Below are 19,048 nucleotides of genomic sequence, written 5' to 3'. Positions count from 1 at the left end.
CCCCTCCCACATTTTTTGCGCGTTAACGAGGGAGAGTTGTGTATGACAGCAGCCGTTCCAGCCCTTCGTCCTGAAGGCACCATCGCCCTGATCGCCCCCGCCGGCCCCGCCGCATTGGACGTTGAAAAGGCCGGCCAATGGATGCGCACCCGCGGCTACGACCTGCGAATTTTCCCCGGCGTCTATGAGCGCGACGGCTACCTCGCCGGCAGCGATAAAGTCCGCCTCAACGATCTGCACGCCGCCTTTGCCAATCCCGATATCGATGCCATCTTCTGCCTGCGCGGCGGCTATGGCACGCCACGATTGCTGGACGCGCTGGACTTCGAGCTGATCCGCGCCAACCCCAAGCCGTTTGTAGGCTATAGCGACATCACTGCCCTGCATCTGGCGATCAACCGTTACGCTGGCTTCGTGACCTTCCACGGCCCGATGCTCAATGCCGACCTGCTCGGTAACAAGCAGCCACCCACCGAGTCCTCCCTGTTCAGCCTGCTACGTGGCCAGCTCGGCGCCGGCAGTGTGCTCGCGCACCCGGTGGCGTTCCCGTTGACCACCATAGAGCCTGGCATCGCCTGTGGGCGCTTGCTGGGGGGCAACCTGTCGATGATCGCGGCGGTGATGGGCACGCCTTTCGAGTTGGAGGCTGAAGGCATCATCCTTTTTATCGAGGACGTCAACGAACCGATCTACCGCATCGACCGCTTGCTCACGCACCTGCGCCTGGCGGGCAAGTTGGCCCTGGTCGCGGGAGTGCTGGTCGGTGATGTGGCGGGTGTGGATAACGGTGCGCTGGAGCGCTTGCTGAAGCAGACCTTCGAGCCTCTGGGCATTCCAGTATTGTGCGGCTGGCGCAGCGGACATTGCGATCCGAACCTGACGCTGCCGATGGGCGCAGTGGTGCGGCTGGATGCGGGGGAACAGCGGGTGGTGTTGGAGCAGGATGTGGTGTTCAAACCCTGAATCTGTTGGTGTCTGCTCAACCGCAATCGGGGGCGAGCCCCTCCCACACTTGAATGTATTCACAAATCAAAAAGTGGGAGGGGGCCCCCGATTGCAATAGTCGCCATAAGCAGATCTAGCGGTTTTGCAGGGACTCCAGCAACTTCACGGTCGGATACCCATCCGCCGGCCAGCCCAGCGCCTGCTGCGCCGCACGAATCGCCTTACGGGTGTTGGCGCCGATGATCCCATCCGGGTTGCCCGCGTCGTAGCCATTGGCACTCAACGCCGTCTGCAAATCCATACGCTGGGAGCGACTCAGCGGCAGCTCATCTTTTGGCCATTCGCCACGAATCACGCCACCGCCACCAAACCGTTCCGACAGCAGGCCAACCGCCAGCGCATAGGACGACGAGTTGTTGTACTTGAGGATCGCACGGAAGTTATCCAGCACCAGGAACGCCGGGCCGCGATAGCCCGCAGGCAGCAGCAGGGCGGCGGAGAGCTGGTCGACATTGGCCGGCATGCTTGCGCCTGGCGGCAATTGGATACCCAGTTTCAGCCACTCGGCGACGGTCTTGCGGGTGCCGCCATCCGCCAAGGCGTAATCGAAGTTCGCCGGCAGTTGTTTCAGCTCGAACCCCCACGGCTGGCCTTTCTGCCAACCGGAGCTTTGCAGGTAGTGCGCGGTGGAGGCGAGGGCGTCGGCCGGGCTGTTCCAGATGTCGCGGCGGCCGTCGCCATCGAAGTCCACGGCGTGGGTGTTGTAGGTGGTCGGGATGAATTGGGTCTGGCCCATGGCGCCGGCCCAGGAGCCTTTCATCTGGTCGGCCTGGATATCGCCGTGCTGGATGATCTGCAGGGCCGCCAGCAATTGCGCCTGGGCAAAGGCCGGGCGCCGGCCTTCGTAGGCCAGGGTCGCCAGGGAGCGGATCACCGAGTTGTTGCCCTGGAACTGGCCGAAGTTACTCTCCATGCCCCACACCGAGACGAGCGCCTGGCGGTCGACGCCATAGCGTTGTTCGATGCTTTGCAGGATATCGGCGTACTTGATCAGCAACGCCTGGCCATTACGCACGCGCAGTGGCGACAGGGCGCCGTCGAGGTATTCCCACACCGGGCGGGAAAACTCCGGCTGGCTGCGGTCGGCGCGGATCACGGCCATGTCCGGGGTGACATTGGCGAACGCATTGTCGAACACGGCGGCGGTAATGCCGGCCTGCAGGGCTTGTGCGCGAAAGCCGGCCTGCCATTCGGCGAAGGTCTGGGTCGGTTGGATGTCGAGGTTATCCACGGCCAGCGGGGCCACGACAGCGGGCGCTACCACGGGTGCGGTCTGGAGTTTGGGCAGGGGTTGAGCGTCGGCGGCGGTGGGTTTTTCCGCGCAGGCGACAAGCAGAATGAGGCTGGAGGCAGCGATCAATTGGCGAAGGTGCCAATGACGGGAAAGACGAGAGGGCATGCACAGGTCCAGGGATTACAAATCAGACACAGACCTTATCATGCCGGAGGGGCGCTTGCCTTCAGGCAGCCAGAAAGTAAGAAGCCTCCCAGCTATTAGACTGGAAGGCTTCGCGGCGGTAGCTGCCTTTGCCCTTGCCGGCGCGTTCCTGACGGGCTCGGAACAGTGGCTGGGCGATGATGGATTTGGCCTTGTTGGGGCCATGCTTGGATGGCTTTTTGCTCATGGTTTTGACTCTCTTGGGGGAGGGAAGCGGTGCAAATAATCTGCCGAAGTTCGGCCGCTGTAAAGCCCATGAATTGTAAACGCAATCAAAAGTGTGGGAGGGGGCTTGCCCCTCCCACATTGGTTTTGCAGTGTTTTTAAGAGAGGTGTTATTCGGCGGGAAGTGTCAGGCGCTGGCCGGCCATCAATAGCGACAAACGGCTGAGGCTCATCCACGGCGAGCCGGCCGCCTGGCCCTTGATCTGCGCATCGATGCGCTGCGCCTCAAGCAACAGCTGCGCCCAGCGTTGCGCTGTGTGCCGTTGCAGGGCTTTGCTCATCAGGGGTTTGCGCTTGTCCCACACCGGCGGCCGGGCCTGGCTGAAACACTTGTCCAACGGCGTGCCTTGGCTGTATTGCAGGGCAATATTGGCCAGGACCCGCAACTCACGGGCCAGGGCCCAGAGAATCACCGGCGGCTCCACCCCTTCGCCGCGCAGGCCTTCGAGCATACGCAAGGCGTGGGCGGGTTCGCCGTTGAGGATTGCATCCACCAGTCCAAACACGTCAAAACGCGCGCTGTCTGCCACGGCGCCTTGGACGGTCTCGACAGTGATCTGTCCGTCTTCGGCCATCAGCTTGAGTTTTTCGATCTCCTGGGCGGCGGCCAGCAAGTTGCCCTCGACCCGGGCGGCGATCAACTCAACGGCGTCTTGAGTGGCAGACAACCCCGATTGAGACAGGCGCTGGCGAATCCACTGCGGCAACTGATTGCTGTCCACCGGCCAGATCTGGATGAACTGGGTCTGAGTCCCTTCCACCAGGGCCTTGCCCCACTTGGTCTTCTGCGCACTGCCGTCGAGTTTGGGCAGGCTGATCAGCAAGACCGTGTCTTCAGCGGGACGCGAGCAGTATTCCATCAGTGCCGCCGCGCCTTTATCACCGGGCTTGCCCGATGGCAGGCGCAGTTCCAGCAGACGTTTTTCGGCGAACAGCGACATGCTCGCACCGGCTTGCAGCAGCGTGCCCCAGTCGAAACTGGCGTCGGCACTGAAGACCTGGCGTTCATCGAAGCCTTGCTGGCGGGCGGCGGTACGGATGGCGTCGGCAGCTTCCTGGCACAGCAACGGGTCATCACCGCTGACGATGTAGACAGGCGCAAGGCTACCTTGCAGGTGTTTGGCGAGTTGGGCGGGGGCGAGTTTCATAGGCAGGTAGAGCGGGGCGCCTGGGGCGCCCCGTCTGGCTTACTCGGCAGGTACTTCAACAGGCGACTGTTTCGGCGTGTTGTCTTCGTACTCTTTTGCGGCTTTAAGCGCGTCGGCGTCAGCCTTGGCCTTGTTGTCCGCGGCTTGCTGCAAGGTTTCCAGCTTTTCCGGGGTCAGCATCGACAGGCGCAGGACCAGGCGTTGCACCAGTTCGCGACGCATTTCCTGGCGCACCTGGGTGATTTCGGCATCCGAACCGACCAGGTTGTTGCCGTCGTGGCTGACGATTTTCTGCACCTGGATGTTGTCACCCATCAATGGCAGGTGATCACGGCCTTGGACTTCAAAGCTGAGCACGTTGCTCAGTTCGATATCGGACGCACGGCCGGCGCTGGCGTAGCTCAGGTTGCGCTGGGTTTCTTTCTCGTTCGCCAGGAACAGCTTGTAGGTTGCGCCGGTGTAGACGTGTACGCCGTTGTTTTCCAGGACCTGGCGCAGCTGGGTCACGGTTTCGCTGTAGGCGTCGCGTGCGCTGACATCCAGTTCCTTGATCGTCAGTTCATTGGTGCCGGTGCCGCGCAGCTGGAAGCCGCAAGCGCTCAGTAGCACGGCAAGGCCCATAACCAGCAGATTGCGTTTGATCATTTTGTTGCTCCCCTTGAAACCATGTGGGCCTTATCGAGGCCCTGAAGGCTTTGTTCGGCGCAGGGCTCAAGCCCTGCGCCCGATCCGATTAGCTAGCGACGATATTGACCAGTTTGCCAGGCACCACGATCACTTTGCGGATCGTCAGGCCTTCGGTAAAGCGCAGCACGTTTTCGTTGACGCGTGCGGCGGCTTCGACTTCTTCACGGCTGGCGGTGGCCGGCATGTCGATCTGGCCACGCAGTTTGCCGTTGACCTGGATCACCAGTTGCAGCGTGTCCTGTACCAGCGCGCTGTCATCCTGCACCGGCCAGCGCGCATCGATGACCGCGTCGCTGTGGCCCAGACGGCTCCACAGGTCGTGGCTGATGTGCGGGGTGATTGGCGCCAGCAGCAGGGTGACTGTCTCCAGGCCTTCCTGTACCAGGGCGCGGTCCTGTTCGGTCGCTTGCGGGGCTTTTTCCAGCACGTTCATCAGCGTCATCACCTGGGCGATGGCGGTGTTGAACTTGTGGTTCTGGCCCACATCCTGGCTGGCCTGCTTGATGGCCAGGTGGGTGCTGCGGCGGATGAGTTTCTGCTCGTCGCTCAGGGATGCCACGTCCAGCTTGGCCGGCAGGCCCTGGCTGACATGGGCGTGAGCCAGGCGCCAGACACGCTTGAGGAAGCGGTGCGAGCCTTCGACACCGGAGTCGGACCATTCGGCGCTCATGTCAGGCGGCGAGGCGAACATCATGAACAAGCGGCAGGTGTCGGCGCCGAACTGGTCGATCATCGACTGTGGGTCGACGCCGTTGTTCTTCGACTTGGCCATTTTCTCGGTACCGCCGATTTCCACCGGCAGGCCGTCGGCGATCAGCTTGGCGCTGATGACCTTGGCTTTGCTGTCACGCTCAAGCTCGACGTCAGCCGGGTTGAACCAGGTGTAGGCGCCATTGGCTTCGCGGCGATAGTAAGTCTCGGCGATCACCATGCCCTGGGTCAGCAGGTTCTTGAACGGCTCGTTGGAACTCACCAGGCCTTCGTCGCGCATCAGCTTGTGGAAGAAGCGCGCATACAGCAGGTGAAGAATGGCGTGTTCGATACCGCCGATGTACTGATCCACCGGCAACCAATGGTCGGCCGCGGATTTTTCCACCAGGCCGCCCTCGTAGTGAGGCGAGGCGTAGCGGGCGTAGTACCACGAGGACTCGACGAAGGTGTCCATGGTGTCGGTTTCACGCTTGGCCGGGGCGCCGCATTTCGGGCAGCTGCACTCGTAGAACTCAGGCATGCGCGCCAGCGGCGAACCGGCGCCATCCGGCACCACGTCTTCCGGCAGTACGACCGGCAGTTGGTCTTCCGGTACCGGCACGTCACCGCAGGTATCGCAGTGGATGATCGGGATCGGGCAGCCCCAGTAGCGCTGGCGGCTGATGCCCCAGTCGCGCAGGCGGAACTGGGTGCGCGAGGCGCCGAGGTTCTTCTTGATCAGGGCGACTTCGATGGCGTCGAAGGCGCGGCGAAGTCCAGGCCGTCGAACTCGCCGGAGTTGATCAGCGTGCCGTGCTCGCCGTAGGCGTCTTGCCATGGGGCTGGGTTGGTGTCGCCCGAACTGGTGCGTACCACCGACTTGATCGGCAGGTTGTACTTGGTGGCGAATTCGAAGTCGCGCTCGTCGTGGGCCGGCACAGCCATTACGGCGCCATCACCGTAGTGCATCAACACGTAGTTGGCGACCCACACCGGCAACTTCTCGCCGGTCAGCGGGTGCTCGACGAACAGGCCGGTGGGCAGGCCTTTTTTCTCCTGAGTGGCGACGTCGGCTTCGGCCACGCTGCCGCCTTTGCATTCGGCGATGAACGCCGAAAGCTCTGGGTTGTTCTGTGCGGCCAGGGTGGCCAGCGGGTGTTCGGCAGCGACGGCGACGTAGGTCGCGCCCATCAGGGTATCCGGACGGGTGGTGAAGACTTTGAGCGCGCCCGCTTCGCCGATGGAATCGACGTTGTACGGGAACTGCACTTCCATGCCCTTGGACTTGCCGATCCAGTTGCGCTGCATGGTCTTGACCTGTTCAGGCCAGCCCGGCAGGTCGTCGAGGCTCGACAGGAGTTCATCCGCGTAGGCGGTGATCTTGAAGTAGTACATCGGGATCTGGCGCTTTTCGATCACCGCGCCGGAACGCCAGCCGCGACCGTCGATGACTTGCTCGTTGGCCAGCACGGTCTGGTCGATCGGGTCCCAGTTCACGGTACCGTTCTTGCGGTAGATCACGCCTTTTTCGAACAGGCGAGTGAACAGCCATTGTTCCCAGCGGTAGTAATCCGGCTTGCAGGTGGTCACTTCACGGGACCAGTCCACCGCCAGGCCCAGGCTGCGCAACTGGGTCTTCATGTAGGCGATGTTTTCGTAGGTCCACTTGGCGGGCGCCACGTTGTTTTTCATCGCGGCGTTTTCCGCCGGCATGCCGAAGGCGTCCCAACCCATGGGTTGCAGAACGTTTTTGCCGAGCATGCGCTGGTAGCGGGAAATTACGTCGCCGATGGTGTAGTTGCGCACATGCCCCATGTGTAGCTTGCCGCTGGGGTAAGGGAACATCGACAGGCAGTAGAAAGTTTCCTTGCCCGGCTGTTCACTGACTTCAAAGGACTTTTGCTCGTCCCAGAAGGTTTGGGCGGCATTTTCTATTTCACGGGGCTGATATTGTTCGTGCATGGCTACTTTTGAACTGGATAGGGGTGGCCTAATCCTCTTCGGTGCAACGTTCAGGTGGTTCGACACCAAAAAGCGGCGCGTCCGTGCCCAAACCCTGCGGGAAGTGGAGTTACAGGAAGCGCCGTAGCATACATGACCCCACTCTATCGAGGGAAACCCTGATTGCGCAGCCGAGGCCGTCTGTCGCGGCGCCGGGCAGGCGTAGCTACGGGGACTACGCTGTTTATTGGGGAGCAAGTCTTTCTTCAATGAGGTGAGGGGATGGTCGAATCGCAGCGAATCGCAAAGAAACCGGAAGTCTACGAAGGACTGATCGACCGATTGGGTCGTGCATTGGATGCAGCGAGAACAGCGGGCCGATTGCGTGATGAACGGCCTGTCGAGTTGGAACTGCGCGGGTTGAGCCGTGCGGAGCTGGAACTGATCAAGGCTTACCTGGAACGCAACAAGCGCAGTGCGCCTCCTTGGGTGGCAACCCCGCCAGCCCAAGAGCCTACGCACTCTGCCAAGGTGGTGTGGCTCAAGGACTTGCCGGCCGGTCGTGGCCCGGAAACATTCCGGTCCGCCCGCTACAAGTAGTTCACTCCCCGCTGAACCACGCCATTGCGCTATGTCACTGTAGAGATTGTCGCTAAACCCCGTTACACCTTAGGCTTCGGGCATCTATGGAGATGCCCGATGCCTATTCGTTATTTCATCAAACAACTGCTCCTGCCCCCCGGCATTCTTTTGCTGCTGCTGGCCCTTGCCTGGTGGTTTCGTCGCAGCCGTCCACGTTTGGCCGGATGTTGCTTCGCCTTGGGCCTGGGCGGCATGTGGTTGATCAGCCTGCCGGTGGCGGTGGAGTGGGGCGCGCGCGCTCTGGAAACCTCACCGCCCTTGGCGCGTGAAGACTGGTCGACGTTGGCCCAGCGCGCCGATGCCATCGTGGTACTGGGCTCCGGGCGTGAGCGCGGGGACCCCGCATGGGGCACTGACCAGCCTACCGGTGTCGGCCTGGAGCGCCAGCGGTATGCCGCCCGACTGGCCAAGGCGTCCGGCCTGCCGGTGCTCACCACTGGCGGATTGCACTACGGCACGCCGCCCAGCGAAGCCGAGTTGATGGCGGTGTCGATGCAGGATGATTTCGGCGTGACGGTACGTTGGAAGGAAGAGCGCAGTCGCACCACCTGGGAAAATGCGCAGATGAGTGCCGAGATTCTCTTGCCCGAGGGGATCAAGCGCGTGGTCGTGGTGACCCAGGCCTGGCACATGCCGCGTTCAGTGTGGAGTTTTGAAAAGGCCGGTTTCACGGTGGTGCCAGCACCCGTGGGCTTTTTGGGCGTGGACAATGCCCGGCCGCTGGGCGGCTGGATGCCGGAGTTCAAGTCGGTATGGCAGAGCGGGCAGTTGATTAACGAGGCGGTGGGGCAGGTGGGGTATCGGCTGTTCTATCAATAACACCACAAGTCAAAAAATGTGGGAGGGGGCTTGCCCCCTCCCACATTTGTTTCGGTGTTTGGCTGTTAGACGGTTTTGGCCATTCGACCGGCCAACAGTGCCCAACCAAACAATATCAGGCACACGATGATCAGCGGCCACGAGCGCCATTGCAGGTACGGCGTGAGGTTATGCATCGGCACCACTTCCCCATAGAGAATGCCGCGTTCGAATTGCGGTATCTGCACGGTGATCTGGCCATACGGATTAATCAGCCCGGTCACGCCATTATTGGTGGCGCGGATCATCCAGCGGCCCGCTTCCAGCGCACGCATCTGCGCCATTTGCAGGTGCTGCAACGGGCCGATGGAGCGGCCGAACCAGGTGTCATTGCTGATGGTCAGCAGCAGATCGCTCTGGGCCGACAGGCCGGCGGCAAATTCCGGGTACACCACTTCGTAGCAAATAAACGGCGCTATCTGGTAGCCCTTGGCCTGCAACATCGCCTGGTCGGCGGGGCCGCGGGCGAAGTCCGACATCGGCAGGTCGAAGAAGGCAATCAGTCCGCGCAGCATGTCTTGCAGCGGAACGTACTCGCCAAAGGGCACGAGCTTCTGTTTGAGGTAAGTGCCATCACCTTCGCCCACCACGGTAATCCCGTTGAAGTAGCGCTTCTGGTGGTGCACTTCCTGGCGAATCGGTACGCCGGTGATCAGCGCGGTGTGCCGGTCAGCGGCGAACTTGCCCATCATGCCCAGGTAACCCTCGACGGATTCCTTGAGCACCGGCACCGCCGTCTCCGGCCACACCAGCAAATCGACGGGCTTGGAGCTGAAACTCATGTCGCGGTACAGCGCCAACTGCGCAGTGAGCTGCTCGGGGTCCCATTTCATGCTTTGTTCGACGTTGCCCTGGATGGCGGCCACGGTCAGCGGCGCTCCGGACGGGGCGGTCCAGGCGTGATGCTTGAGTGCCAGGCCAATGGCCCAGGGAGCGACCAGCAACACCAGGCCCGCGCCGATAAACCCATTGTGTTTACTGGCGAGCAGGCGCGGCAAGTTGCATAGCACAGCTGCCGTAAGCGCGAGGGCAAAGGAGATCAGCCACATGCCACCCACTGGCGCCAGGCCTGTGAGGGGGCCGTCCAGTTGGCTGTAACCGGAGTACAACCAGGGGAAACCCGTGAGGAACCATCCGCGAAAGGCTTCCTGGCCGACCCACAATGCGGCAAACGTGAGCGCATCCGCCAGCGGCGCTTCATTGCGGCGCAGCCAGCGCGCCCACAGCCAGGCGGGCAGGGCGAAGAACCAGGCAATGGCGGCGGTGAACAGCAGCATCAAGAACCCCGCCAGCAGCACCGAAGCGCCGCCGAAGTGGTGGATGCTGTAGTAGATCCAGCTGGTCCCCGCGCCGAACAGGCCGAAACCGAAGCACCAGCCACGTCCAAGGGCCTGACGGGGTGTCAGTTCCCGCAGGCCGATATAGAACACTGCGACTGCGACCAGTGCAAACGGCCACAGATCGAACGGCGCCAGCGCCAGGGTGGTGATGGCGCCGGCCACCACGGCCAGCAAGTTACCGGGCCAGCCGGGTGCGATCAAACGGCGCATGTCAGTCCTTAGCGGGCAATCGGAGTCAGGCGGATCAAGTGGATACGACGGCTGTCCGCATTCAGGATGCGGAAGCGATACGCGCCGATCTCAGTGGTCTCGTTACGTTTTGGCAGGTGGCCAAACGCACTCATCACCAAGCCGCCAACGGTATCGAACTCATCATCCGAGAATTCGCTGTCGAAGAACTCGTTGAAGTTCTCGATCGGTGTCAGGGCCTTGACCAGGAAGTCACCGCTCGGCAGCGGCTTGATGTAGCTGTCTTCTTCGACGTCGTGCTCGTCCTCAATGTCGCCGACGATCTGTTCCAGCACGTCCTCGATGGTCACCAGGCCAGCCACGCCGCCGTATTCGTCGATCACAATGGCCATGTGATTGTGGTTGGCGCGGAACTCGCGCAGCAGCACATTCAGGCGCTTGGATTCGGGCACGAAAGTGGCCGGACGCAGCAGGTCCTTGATGTTGAAGCTGTCGCCATTCTCCTTGAGGATCAGCGGCAGCAGGTCCTTGGCCAGCAGGACGCCCATGACGTCGTCATGGCTTTCACCGATGACCGGGTAGCGCGAGTGCGCCGAGTCGATCACGGCCGGGAGGAATTCCCGTGGGGTCTGGGTCGCCTTGATGCTGATCATCTGCGAGCGCGGGACCATGATGTCCCGGACTTGCAGGTCAGCCACCTGGATGGCGCCTTCGACGATGGCCAGCGCTTCGCTGTCCAGCAACTTGTTCTGGTGGGCCTCGCGCAGCAGCTCCAGCAGCTCCTGGCGGTTTTTCGGCTCGTGGGCAAAAGCCTGGGTCAGTTTACCCAGCCATGACTTTTGCCCGTTGCTCGATCGGTCTTCGCTCATAGCGATTACTCTAAATCCTTTGTTGTGTCAGTTATGTTTCGTCGTCTGCATACGGATCAGGGTGACCCAATTCGGCAAGCAACGTTTGTTCCAGTGTTTCCATTTCCTCGGCTTCGTCATCGTCTATATGGTCGTAACCCAAGAGATGCAAGCAGCCGTGGATGACTAGATGAGCCCAGTGGGCTTCAAGTTCCTTGCCTTGCTCCTTCGCCTCGCGCTCAACGACTTCGACGCAGATCACCAGATCGCCCAGCAACGGGATATCCAGCAGCTCGTCGGGAACGTCGGCGGGGAAGGACAGCACGTTGGTCGCGTAGTCCTTCTGGCGCCAGGTGTGGTTCAGTTCGCGGCCTTCGGGCTCGTCCACCAGGCGGATGGTCAGTTCCGAATCGGCGGTGCGCTGGCGCAGGGCCAGGGCGCACCATTGGCGGAACTGTTCTTCGCTGGGGGCGGGCGCTTCGGTGGCCAGCTGCAGGTCAAGCTCAAGCATCGCGGCGAACGTCCTTTGACAGTCCGTCGTCGCGGTGTTCGAAGCGCTCGTAGGCTTCGACAATGCGCTGTACCAGCGGGTGGCGAACCACGTCCTTGGGCATGAAGTGCGTGAAGCTGATGCCCGGCACGTCCTTGAGCACCTCGATCACCTGGCCCAGGCCGGACTTCGTGCCCTTGGGCAGGTCGACCTGGGTGATGTCGCCGGTGATCACGGCAGTGGAGCCGAAACCGATACGCGTCAGGAACATCTTCATCTGCTCGACGGTGGTGTTCTGGCTTTCGTCGAGGATGATGAAGCTGTTGTTCAAGGTACGACCGCGCATGTAGGCGAGCGGGGCGATCTCGATCACCTGGCGTTCGATCAGCTTGGCCACGTATTCAAAGCCGAGCATTTCGTACAGTGCGTCATAGAGCGGGCGCAGGTACGGATCGATCTTCTGGGCCAGGTCGCCGGGCAGGAAGCCGAGTTTTTCGCCCGCTTCAACCGCCGGGCGCACCAGCAGGATGCGGCGCACTTGCTCGCGCTCCAGGGCGTCGACCGCACAGGCCACGGCCAGGTAGGTCTTGCCGGTGCCGGCCGGGCCGATGCCGAAGTTGATGTCGTTGCCGAGGATTTCCTTGACGTACTTCTGCTGATTCAGGCCGCGTGGGCGAATCATGCCTTTTTTGGTACGCAAGGCCACACTGGCTTCGGCCACAGGGTTGTTGGCCAGGTCTTCTACGGCGGACTCTTGCAGGTACAGGTGCACCGTTTCCGGTGACAGTTCACTGCCCTTGGTCTCGCGATAGAGGCGACGCAGCAGGTTTTCTGCGGACGAGGTGTGTTGGGGTTCACCAATAAGCTCGAACTGATTGCCGCGATTGCGGATTTCGATGCTCAGGCGTTGTTCGATCAGGCGCAGGTGCTCGTCGAACTGTCCGCACAGATTGGCGAAACGGCGAGCCTCAAAGGGCTCAAGGATAAAACGATGGGGTTCTACTATGGGTGCGTTCAAGGTCGCTTTTAGCCGCCCTTTGGCAATTGAGGTGAAAGAGAGAATAACGCCAGAGTCGCGGGTACGAAAGCACTTATCTAACCCGAGTGCGGCGTAATTCCAATGTGGGAGGGCTTGCCCCCGATAGGGGGGGGCAGTCGCCGCAGGTACTGGCTGGCACACCGCCATCGGGGGCAAGCCCCCTTCCACATTGTGAGCAGTGGTGATCTGAACATTATTGGATCAACGAACCCCGCAACGAGTGCGGTTGCGCCGCATCGATGTGCACATCGGCAAACTGGCCGATCAGGGTCGGATTGTCGCAACGGAAGTTGACGATTCGGTTGTTCTCGGTACGGCCTTGCAGCTCGCCCGGGTCTTTCTTCGAATAGTCGGTGACCAGAATCCGCTGGGTCGAGCCGACCATTTGTCGGCTGATCTCGAAACCCTGCTGATTCAGGCGGTGCTGCAGCGCGTTCAAGCGTTCTTTTTTCAGCGCTTCCGGGGTTTCGTCCACCAGGTCAGCGGCCGGTGTGCCGGGGCGCTGGCTGTAGACGAACGAGTAGGAGAAGTCGAAGCCGACGTCTTCAATCAGCTTCATGGTCTGCTGGAAGTCTTTTTCGGTCTCGCCGGGGAAACCCACGATAAAGTCCGAGCTGATGCAGATGCCCGGGACCGCTGCGCGCAATTTGCGCAGTTTGGATTTGTATTCCAGGGCGGTGTGGTTGCGCTTCATGGCCGACAGGATGCGGTCCGAGCCCGATTGCACCGGCAAGTGCAGGTGCTTGACCAGTTCCGGCACGTCGGCGTGGGCCTGGATCAGGCTGTCGGAGAATTCCAGCGGGTGCGAGGTGGTGTAGCGGATGCGCTCGATACCGTCCACAGCCGCCACCACGCGGATCAATTCCGCCAGGTCCGCGAGGCGGCCGTCGTCGGTCAGGCCGCGATAGCCGTTGACGTTCTGGCCCAGCAGGGTCACTTCGCGCACGCCGTTCTCGGCCAGGTGGATGATTTCTGCCAGCACGTCGTCGAATGGCCGGCTGACTTCTTCACCGCGGGTGTAGGGCACCACGCAGAAGGTGCAGTACTTGCTGCAGCCTTCCATCACCGACACGTAGGCGCTTGGGCCGTCGATACGCGGCTCGGGAAGGTGGTCGAATTTTTCAATTTCCGGGAAGGAGACGTCTACCTGAGGCAACTTGGTGGCACGGGCAGCGTCGATCATTTCCGGCAAGCGGTGCAGGGTTTGCGGGCCGAAGACCACATCGACATAGGGGGCGCGGTCGCGAATCGCGGCGCCTTCCTGGCTGGCCACGCAACCGCCGACGGCGATGACCATGTCCGGGTTGGCCAGTTTCAATTCACGCCAGCGGCCCAGCTGCGAGTACACACGGTCCTGGGCCCGTTCGCGGATCGAGCAGGTATTGAGCAGGATTACGTCGGCATCTTCGGCGCGGGCGGTGACTTCCAGGGCCTGGTGTTCGCCCAGCAGATCGACCATGCGCGAGCTGTCGTACTCGTTCATCTGGCAACCGTGGGTTTCGATGTAAAGCTTCTTGGCCATGGGAATCGTCAACTGGTGGTAAAGACCGCGCATTATAGGGGGCATGCCCATTGGTTCCTAGCGTTGTACATCGGGTGCCATGCTATAGTTCGCGCCCTCTTTTATATCCCCGATGTGTTGCTCGCCCACCATGACCAAACGTGAAGCTCCAATCTACAAGGTGATTTTCCTCAACCAGGGCCAGGTGTTCGAAATGTACGCCAAGCAGATCTATCAAAGTGATCTGTGGGGTTTCCTGGAAGTGGAAGAGTTCGTCTTTGGCGAGCGTACCCAATTGGTCGTCGACCCGGGCGAGGAGAAGCTCAAGGCGCAATTTGAAGGCGTGGTGCGCAGCTTTGTGCCGATGCATTCGATTGTGCGCATCGATGAAGTCGAGCGCATGGGTACGCCGAAGATCAGCGAAGCACGGGGCACCAGCAATGTGATGCCATTTCCGATGCCGATGCCTGAAAAATAGAATCCAAACTATTTTGTAGGGCGTTTCTGATTGTGCTCTGTCGTGCATGGACATTTTGTTTGAAAGATAGCAAATTTTGTTTATGCAGAGAGGGCGCTATGAATACATCAATAATAAAAATACAACCAAGCATCCCAGGCTTCACCTTTGTTAAACCTCCCCATTAGTTAGTATCGAGTTTCTTATCACGCCGTCATTAACGAACTTATCTGTTCGGGAGTAGCCCTGTGCGCGATCCTCGCTATGACATTCTGTTTGAACCGGTACAAATAGGGCCGGTGCTTACCCGCAATCGTTTTTATCAAGTTCCCCACTGTAATGGCATGGGGCATGTGCACCCTTCGGCCATGGCGCGCATGCGTGGCATAAAAGCCGAAGGCGGGTGGGGCGTGGTCTGCACCGAGGAGTGTGAGATCAGCCCGGTGAGCGAGTTCTCTCCTTACATCGAGGCGCGTTTATGGGATGAACGCGACATTCCGGCGCTGGCGCGCATGTGTGAGGCCGTCCACGAGCACGGTTCTCTGGCCGGCGTAGAGCTGGCGTTCAATGGTTACTCCGCGCCTAACCGCTACAGTCGTGAGATTCCCTGGGCGCCCTCCAATACGCCGGTGCGCGGTTATGACCCGGTGCAAGCCCGGGCGATGAGTCGCGTCGATATCCAGGCATTGCGTGCCATGCACCGCGCCGCCGCGCTGCGGGCGCGGACGGCGGGGTTTGACATCATCTATGTCTACGCGGGGCATGACCTGGGCCTGCCGTTTCATTTTCTTACGCCGCGCAACAACCGCCGCACGGATGAGTACGGCGGTGTGCTGGAAAACCGCGTGCGCCTGTTGCGCGAATTGATTGAGGACACCCGCGATGCGGTAGGTGACCGGTGTGCCGTGGCCGTTCGCCTGGCGGTGGATGAGCAGACGGCCGGCGGCTTGAGCCGTGAGGGGGAGGGCGCTGAAATTTTCTCGATGCTGGCGGACCTGCCGGACTTGTGGGACGTCAATGTGGCCGACTGGTCCAACGACAGCGTGACCTCGCGCTTTGCCCCGGAAGGTTATCAAGAGGCCTTTCTGTTGGGGCTCAAGGCGTTGACCCGCAAGCCCGTGGTGGGCGTAGGACGCTTCACCTCGCCGGATACGATGGTTTCCCTGGTTCGTCGTGGCGTCCTGGACTTGATCGGCGCGGCCCGCCCGTCGATTGCCGATCCTTTCCTGCCGAAGAAGATTGAAGAGGGGCGCGCTGAGGAGATCCGTGAGTGCATTGGCTGCAATGTGTGTGTCAGTGGCGACCACACCAGCACGCCTTTGCGTTGCACACAGAACCCGACCATGGGCGAAGAGTGGCGGCGCGGCTGGCACCCGGAGTCGGTCAATCGTGTACGTCATCCTGGGCGCGCATTGGTGGTCGGTGCCGGGCCTGCGGGCCTTGAGTGCGCACGGATACTGGGTGGGCGGGGGATGGAGGTGGCGCTGGTCGATAGCCTGCGCACGCTGGGTGGGCGCGTGGCGCTGGAGTCCCGTCTTCCCGGGTTGGCGAGCTGGTCGCGGGTCATCGACTATCGACTGGATGCCTTGAGTCGTCTGGCGTCGGTCGAGATCTATCGGGAGAGCCCCTTGCAGGCCCAGGACGTTCTGGATTTTGCGGCCGAACATGTGTTCATCGCCACTGGTTCTCACTGGCGACGTGACGGCGTGGGACGCGCCCTGCGCTGCACGTTGCCGGGCCTGGAGTGCCTGCCCGTGCTGACGCCGGACGATCTGATGGCGGGCGTGCTGCCGCCTTCTCCGGTGCTGCTGTTCGACGACGATCACTATTACATGGGCAGCGTGTTGGCCGAGCAGTTGGTGGCGCGCGGCGTGGAGGTGATATTTGTCACCCCGGCGGCGGATGTGGCGACCTGGACCCATAACACCCTTGAGCAACACCGTATCCAGCGCCGGCTGCTGGAGTTGAATGTCACCATCATTGCGTCCCACACGCTGGTCAGGTGCATGCCGGAAGGTGTGCTCGCCGGGTGTGTCTACACCGGGCGGACGCGCTTTATCGCCGCCGCGTCCCTGCTGGTGGTGACTTCCCGAGAACCCGAGCAGGCGCTGTACCACGTGCTGAATAGCGCGCCTGAGCAACTGCACGCGGCTGGCATCAATACGGTGACGTTGATAGGAGACTGCGTGGCCCCCGGCACGATTGCCGCAGCCGTGTATTCGGGGCATCGAATCGCCCGAGAGTTTGATGCGCCTGCTGATTCTTTACATGTACGTCGAGAGATTCCCCATATCGAGGTTTAGTCCGTCCCGCTGTTTCATCAATAACGAGGAATACAATAATGAAAAAAATAATCCTGATGTTATTCGCCACGTTCTTTATAAACACCTCCCTCTTGGCCAAAGAGTATGCGGTTATCCGTTTTGGTGTCGATCCCAACTATGCTCCGTTTGCCTACAAGGACGGGACAGGCACTTTGACCGGTTTCGAAGTTGATATCGGCAATGCCATCTGCGCACACTTGAACGTTCGCTGCCAATGGGTAGAGAGCGACTTTGATGGAATGATCCCAAGTTTGAACGCCGGTAAGATCGACGCGATCTTCGCCTCAATGACGGTCACGGATGCGCGGCAGAAAGTCATCGATTTCTCCTCGGAGGTCTTCTCCAGCCCAACCGCCATGGTGTTTCGCCCCGGCACGGAATTGGCCCAGGGCACGGCCGTCGGCTATTTGCAGGGCAGTACCCAGGAAGCCTACGCCCGGCAAGTACTCGCGCCGCAGGGCATGAGGATCGTGGCCTATGCCGATCAGGAGCAGGTATACGCCGACCTGGTGGCGGGCCGTCTGCGCGCTTCACTGCAGGATGTCCAGCAGGCAAAGAGCGGGTTTTTGCGCACACCCCAGGGCGCGGGGTTCGTGATGGGCAACGTGATTGAAAGCGAACTGATGCCTTCCAAAAGCGCAATCGGCCTTGCCAAGGGCAATCAGGCATTGAAAGCCCTGCTCGATAAAGGGCTGGCCGCTCTGCACGCGGACGGCACCTATGCTCGGCTGCAAGAGCAGTACTTCCCAGGCGTGAGCATGTTCAGCGGTCAATGACCGGCGAGGGCCTCAGCATGCTACCCACTTTTACGCAATTTACCGCGACCCTGGACGGTTTCGCGCCGCTTTTGCTGCGCGGTGTCTGGATCACGGTGCAACTGGCGCTGCTGTCGTTGCTGCTGGGGCTGGCCTTCGGATTGCTCGGTGCAGGCGCCAAGCTCTCCAGGGTCAGGACCTGGCGGTTCTGCGCGCAGCTCTACACCACGCTGGTTCGCGGGGTGCCAGACCTGCTGTTGATGTTGTTGATCTTCTATGGGGTGCAGACCGGCTTGAGCCGCCTGACCCAGGCACTGGGCTGGGCCTATATCGAAATCGACCCATTCAGTTCGGGCGTGCTTACGCTGGGGTTCATCTACGGCGCCTATTTCACCGAAACCTTTCGCGGCGCGTTGCTGGCCGTGCCGCGTGGCCAGTTCCAGGCCGCCAAGGCCCTGGGCATGACCGCCACCCAGGGTTTTGTGCACGTGATATTCCCGCAAATGATGCGGTTCGCCCTGCCGGGGCTCGGCAATAACTGGATGGTCTTGCTCAAGGCTACTGCGTTGGTGTCGATCATCGGTCTGGCGGACTTGGTCAAGGTGGCCCAGGTCGCCGGCAAAAGCAGCCAGCAGTTGCTGGCCTTCTTGCTGATGGCCGCATTGATTTATCTGCTACTGAGCAGTGTTTCAAGCCTCGTCCTGCGCGGGTTGGCGCGTCGCTACGGCCACGGTGTGCAGGAGTCATCGCCATGATCGAGTTGATCCAGGATTACTGGCAGCCGTTCATCTACTCCGACGGTCAGCAAATGACCGGCTTGGCCATGACCTTATGGCTGACCAGCGCCTCGTTGTGTTTCGGCCTGCTGCTGGCATTGCCGCTGTCCATCGCCAGGGTATCGTCCCGGCGTTGGCTGCGTTGGCCGGTACAAAGCTTCACCTACCTGTTTCGCGGCACACCGTTGTATATCCAGTTACTTATCTTCTACACCGGGATCTACAGCATTGCGGCCGTGCGCGAGCAACCCCTGTTGGATGGCTTTTTCCGTGAGGCGATTAACTGCACGCTGCTGGCGTTCGCCCTGAATACGGGGGCCTACACCACAGAGATTCTGGCAGGCGCGATTCGGGCAATGCCGCGTGGGGAAATCGAGGCTGCCCGGTCCCTTGGGTTCGATGGGTGGAAGTTGTATGTCCACCTGATCATGCCCTCGGCCTTGCGCCGCTCATTGCCCTATTACAGCAATGAAGTGATTTTCATGCTGCATTCCACCACGTTGGCGTTTACGGCCACGGTGCCGGACATCCTCAAAGTGGCACGGGATGCCAATGCCGCAACTTTCCTGACGTTCCAATCCTTTGGTCTCGCCGCAGCCCTCTACCTGTGCATCACATTTGCGTTGGTCGGTCTGTTTCGCCTGGCTGAGCGGCGTTGGTTGCGTTTTCTTGATCCAGGCCGATAGGGGGCTGAT

At 61.0% G+C, this 19,048-nt stretch carries 17 protein-coding genes and 1 pseudogene; 8 read left to right on the top strand and 10 right to left on the bottom strand.

Features of this window, described 5'->3' with window-relative positions; genetic code table 11:
• The first annotated feature begins 42 nt into the window (after window positions 1-42).
• On the top strand, window positions 43-963 hold the full coding sequence (locus tag IQK56_RS23680; protein WP_193862193.1) for a S66 peptidase family protein: 921 nt from the start codon (window positions 43-45) through the stop codon (window positions 961-963).
• A gap of 115 nt (window positions 964-1,078) precedes the next feature.
• Here IQK56_RS23680 and IQK56_RS23675 read toward each other — a convergent pair whose 3' ends face one another.
• The 5 genes and pseudogenes from IQK56_RS23675 to leuS all read right to left on the bottom strand — a co-directional run bounded on the left by IQK56_RS23675 (window position 1,079) and on the right by leuS (window position 7,155).
• Complete coding sequence (locus IQK56_RS23675; RefSeq protein ID WP_122308031.1) at window positions 1,079-2,404, bottom strand: lytic murein transglycosylase; 1,326 nt, start codon at window positions 2,402-2,404, stop codon at window positions 1,079-1,081.
• Window positions 2,405-2,465: 61 nt separating this feature from the next.
• A complete protein-coding gene (gene arfA / locus IQK56_RS23670) occupies window positions 2,466-2,630 on the bottom strand; it encodes an alternative ribosome rescue factor ArfA (RefSeq protein ID WP_099584677.1) in 165 nt (54 codons plus the stop codon).
• A gap of 148 nt (window positions 2,631-2,778) precedes the next feature.
• The gene (gene holA / locus IQK56_RS23665; protein WP_193862192.1) at window positions 2,779-3,816 is read right to left on the bottom strand and encodes a DNA polymerase III subunit delta; all 1,038 of its coding nucleotides are present in this window, start codon (window positions 3,814-3,816) and stop codon (window positions 2,779-2,781) included.
• Window positions 3,817-3,855: 39 nt separating this feature from the next.
• Window positions 3,856-4,461, bottom strand: a complete 606-nt coding sequence (locus IQK56_RS23660; protein ID WP_122308029.1) for an LPS-assembly lipoprotein LptE — start codon at window positions 4,459-4,461, stop codon at window positions 3,856-3,858.
• 88 nt (window positions 4,462-4,549) lie between these two features.
• Window positions 4,550-7,155: pseudogene (gene leuS, locus IQK56_RS23655) on the bottom strand (leucine--tRNA ligase).
• 261 nt (window positions 7,156-7,416) lie between these two features.
• Between leuS and IQK56_RS23650 the strand changes: the two are divergent.
• The gene (locus IQK56_RS23650) at window positions 7,417-7,734 is read left to right on the top strand and encodes a hypothetical protein (protein ID WP_122308027.1); all 318 of its coding nucleotides are present in this window, start codon (window positions 7,417-7,419) and stop codon (window positions 7,732-7,734) included.
• 99 nt (window positions 7,735-7,833) lie between these two features.
• Entirely contained in the window at window positions 7,834-8,595 is a 762-nt protein-coding gene (locus IQK56_RS23645) for a YdcF family protein (RefSeq protein ID WP_193862191.1), read from the top strand.
• 65 nt (window positions 8,596-8,660) lie between these two features.
• Here IQK56_RS23645 and lnt read toward each other — a convergent pair whose 3' ends face one another.
• The 5 genes from lnt to miaB form a co-directional block, all read right to left on the bottom strand.
• Window positions 8,661-10,184: an apolipoprotein N-acyltransferase gene (gene lnt / locus IQK56_RS23640; RefSeq protein ID WP_150676958.1), complete on the bottom strand. Its 1,524-nt coding sequence runs from the start codon at window positions 10,182-10,184 to the stop codon at window positions 8,661-8,663.
• An 8-nt stretch (window positions 10,185-10,192) separates the two neighbouring features.
• A complete protein-coding gene (locus IQK56_RS23635; RefSeq protein ID WP_005791724.1) occupies window positions 10,193-11,032 on the bottom strand; it encodes an HlyC/CorC family transporter in 840 nt (279 codons plus the stop codon).
• A gap of 31 nt (window positions 11,033-11,063) precedes the next feature.
• Window positions 11,064-11,522 carry an rRNA maturation RNase YbeY gene (gene ybeY / locus IQK56_RS23630; protein WP_122309985.1) on the bottom strand — a complete coding sequence of 153 codons (459 nt, stop codon included), beginning with the start codon at window positions 11,520-11,522 and terminating at the stop codon, window positions 11,064-11,066.
• Entirely contained in the window at window positions 11,515-12,519 is a 1,005-nt protein-coding gene (locus IQK56_RS23625) for a PhoH family protein (RefSeq protein WP_122309987.1), read from the bottom strand. Before IQK56_RS23625 ends, ybeY begins: the two co-directional genes overlap by 8 nt.
• Window positions 12,520-12,733: 214 nt before the next feature.
• Entirely contained in the window at window positions 12,734-14,062 is a 1,329-nt protein-coding gene (miaB, locus tag IQK56_RS23620; protein WP_122309989.1) for a tRNA (N6-isopentenyl adenosine(37)-C2)-methylthiotransferase MiaB, read from the bottom strand.
• A gap of 130 nt (window positions 14,063-14,192) precedes the next feature.
• Between miaB and IQK56_RS23615 the strand changes: the two genes are divergently transcribed.
• From IQK56_RS23615 to IQK56_RS23595, 5 genes are all read left to right on the top strand, one after another.
• Window positions 14,193-14,519, top strand: a complete 327-nt coding sequence (locus tag IQK56_RS23615) for a DUF1820 family protein (RefSeq protein ID WP_076952681.1) — start codon at window positions 14,193-14,195, stop codon at window positions 14,517-14,519.
• A 227-nt stretch (window positions 14,520-14,746) separates the two neighbouring features.
• Window positions 14,747-16,801, top strand: coding sequence for an oxidoreductase (locus IQK56_RS23610; RefSeq protein ID WP_193862353.1), 2,055 nt, complete (start codon window positions 14,747-14,749; stop codon window positions 16,799-16,801).
• A gap of 38 nt (window positions 16,802-16,839) precedes the next feature.
• Window positions 16,840-17,598, top strand: coding sequence for a transporter substrate-binding domain-containing protein (locus IQK56_RS23605; protein ID WP_122309993.1), 759 nt, complete (start codon window positions 16,840-16,842; stop codon window positions 17,596-17,598).
• 17 nt (window positions 17,599-17,615) lie between these two features.
• Window positions 17,616-18,332, top strand: a complete 717-nt coding sequence (locus tag IQK56_RS23600; RefSeq protein ID WP_150676961.1) for an ABC transporter permease — start codon at window positions 17,616-17,618, stop codon at window positions 18,330-18,332.
• Window positions 18,329-19,039: an ABC transporter permease gene (locus IQK56_RS23595; RefSeq protein WP_122309995.1), complete on the top strand. Its 711-nt coding sequence runs from the start codon at window positions 18,329-18,331 to the stop codon at window positions 19,037-19,039. Before IQK56_RS23600 ends, IQK56_RS23595 begins: the two co-directional genes overlap by 4 nt.
• Window positions 19,040-19,048 lie beyond the last annotated feature (9 nt).

The organism is Pseudomonas cyclaminis (assembly GCF_015163715.1).
GTDB classification, from domain to species: domain Bacteria; phylum Pseudomonadota; class Gammaproteobacteria; order Pseudomonadales; family Pseudomonadaceae; genus Aquipseudomonas; species Aquipseudomonas cyclaminis.
This window is presented reverse-complemented; position numbering and strand designations above follow the sequence as displayed.

Bases quoted from the DNA above. Each gene is read 5' to 3' on its own strand.
- IQK56_RS23650 (WP_122308027.1), top strand. From the start codon at position 7,417: ATGGTCGAATCGCAGCGAATCGCAAAGAAACCGGAAGTCTACGAAGGA.
- IQK56_RS23680 (WP_193862193.1), top strand. From the start codon at position 43: ATGACAGCAGCCGTTCCAGCCCTTCGTCCTGAAGGCACCATCGCCCTG.
- miaB (WP_122309989.1), bottom strand. From the start codon at position 14,062: ATGGCCAAGAAGCTTTACATCGAAACCCACGGTTGCCAGATGAACGAG.
- IQK56_RS23605 (WP_122309993.1), top strand. From the start codon at position 16,840: ATGAAAAAAATAATCCTGATGTTATTCGCCACGTTCTTTATAAACACC.
- arfA (WP_099584677.1), bottom strand. From the start codon at position 2,630: ATGAGCAAAAAGCCATCCAAGCATGGCCCCAACAAGGCCAAATCCATC.
- IQK56_RS23600 (WP_150676961.1), top strand. From the start codon at position 17,616: ATGCTACCCACTTTTACGCAATTTACCGCGACCCTGGACGGTTTCGCG.
- IQK56_RS23675 (WP_122308031.1), bottom strand. From the start codon at position 2,404: ATGCCCTCTCGTCTTTCCCGTCATTGGCACCTTCGCCAATTGATCGCT.
- IQK56_RS23615 (WP_076952681.1), top strand. From the start codon at position 14,193: ATGACCAAACGTGAAGCTCCAATCTACAAGGTGATTTTCCTCAACCAG.
- IQK56_RS23645 (WP_193862191.1), top strand. From the start codon at position 7,834: ATGCCTATTCGTTATTTCATCAAACAACTGCTCCTGCCCCCCGGCATT.
- holA (WP_193862192.1), bottom strand. From the start codon at position 3,816: ATGAAACTCGCCCCCGCCCAACTCGCCAAACACCTGCAAGGTAGCCTT.
- IQK56_RS23595 (WP_122309995.1), top strand. From the start codon at position 18,329: ATGATCGAGTTGATCCAGGATTACTGGCAGCCGTTCATCTACTCCGAC.
- IQK56_RS23660 (WP_122308029.1), bottom strand. From the start codon at position 4,461: ATGATCAAACGCAATCTGCTGGTTATGGGCCTTGCCGTGCTACTGAGC.
- IQK56_RS23635 (WP_005791724.1), bottom strand. From the start codon at position 11,032: ATGAGCGAAGACCGATCGAGCAACGGGCAAAAGTCATGGCTGGGTAAA.
- lnt (WP_150676958.1), bottom strand. From the start codon at position 10,184: ATGCGCCGTTTGATCGCACCCGGCTGGCCCGGTAACTTGCTGGCCGTG.
- ybeY (WP_122309985.1), bottom strand. From the start codon at position 11,522: ATGCTTGAGCTTGACCTGCAGCTGGCCACCGAAGCGCCCGCCCCCAGC.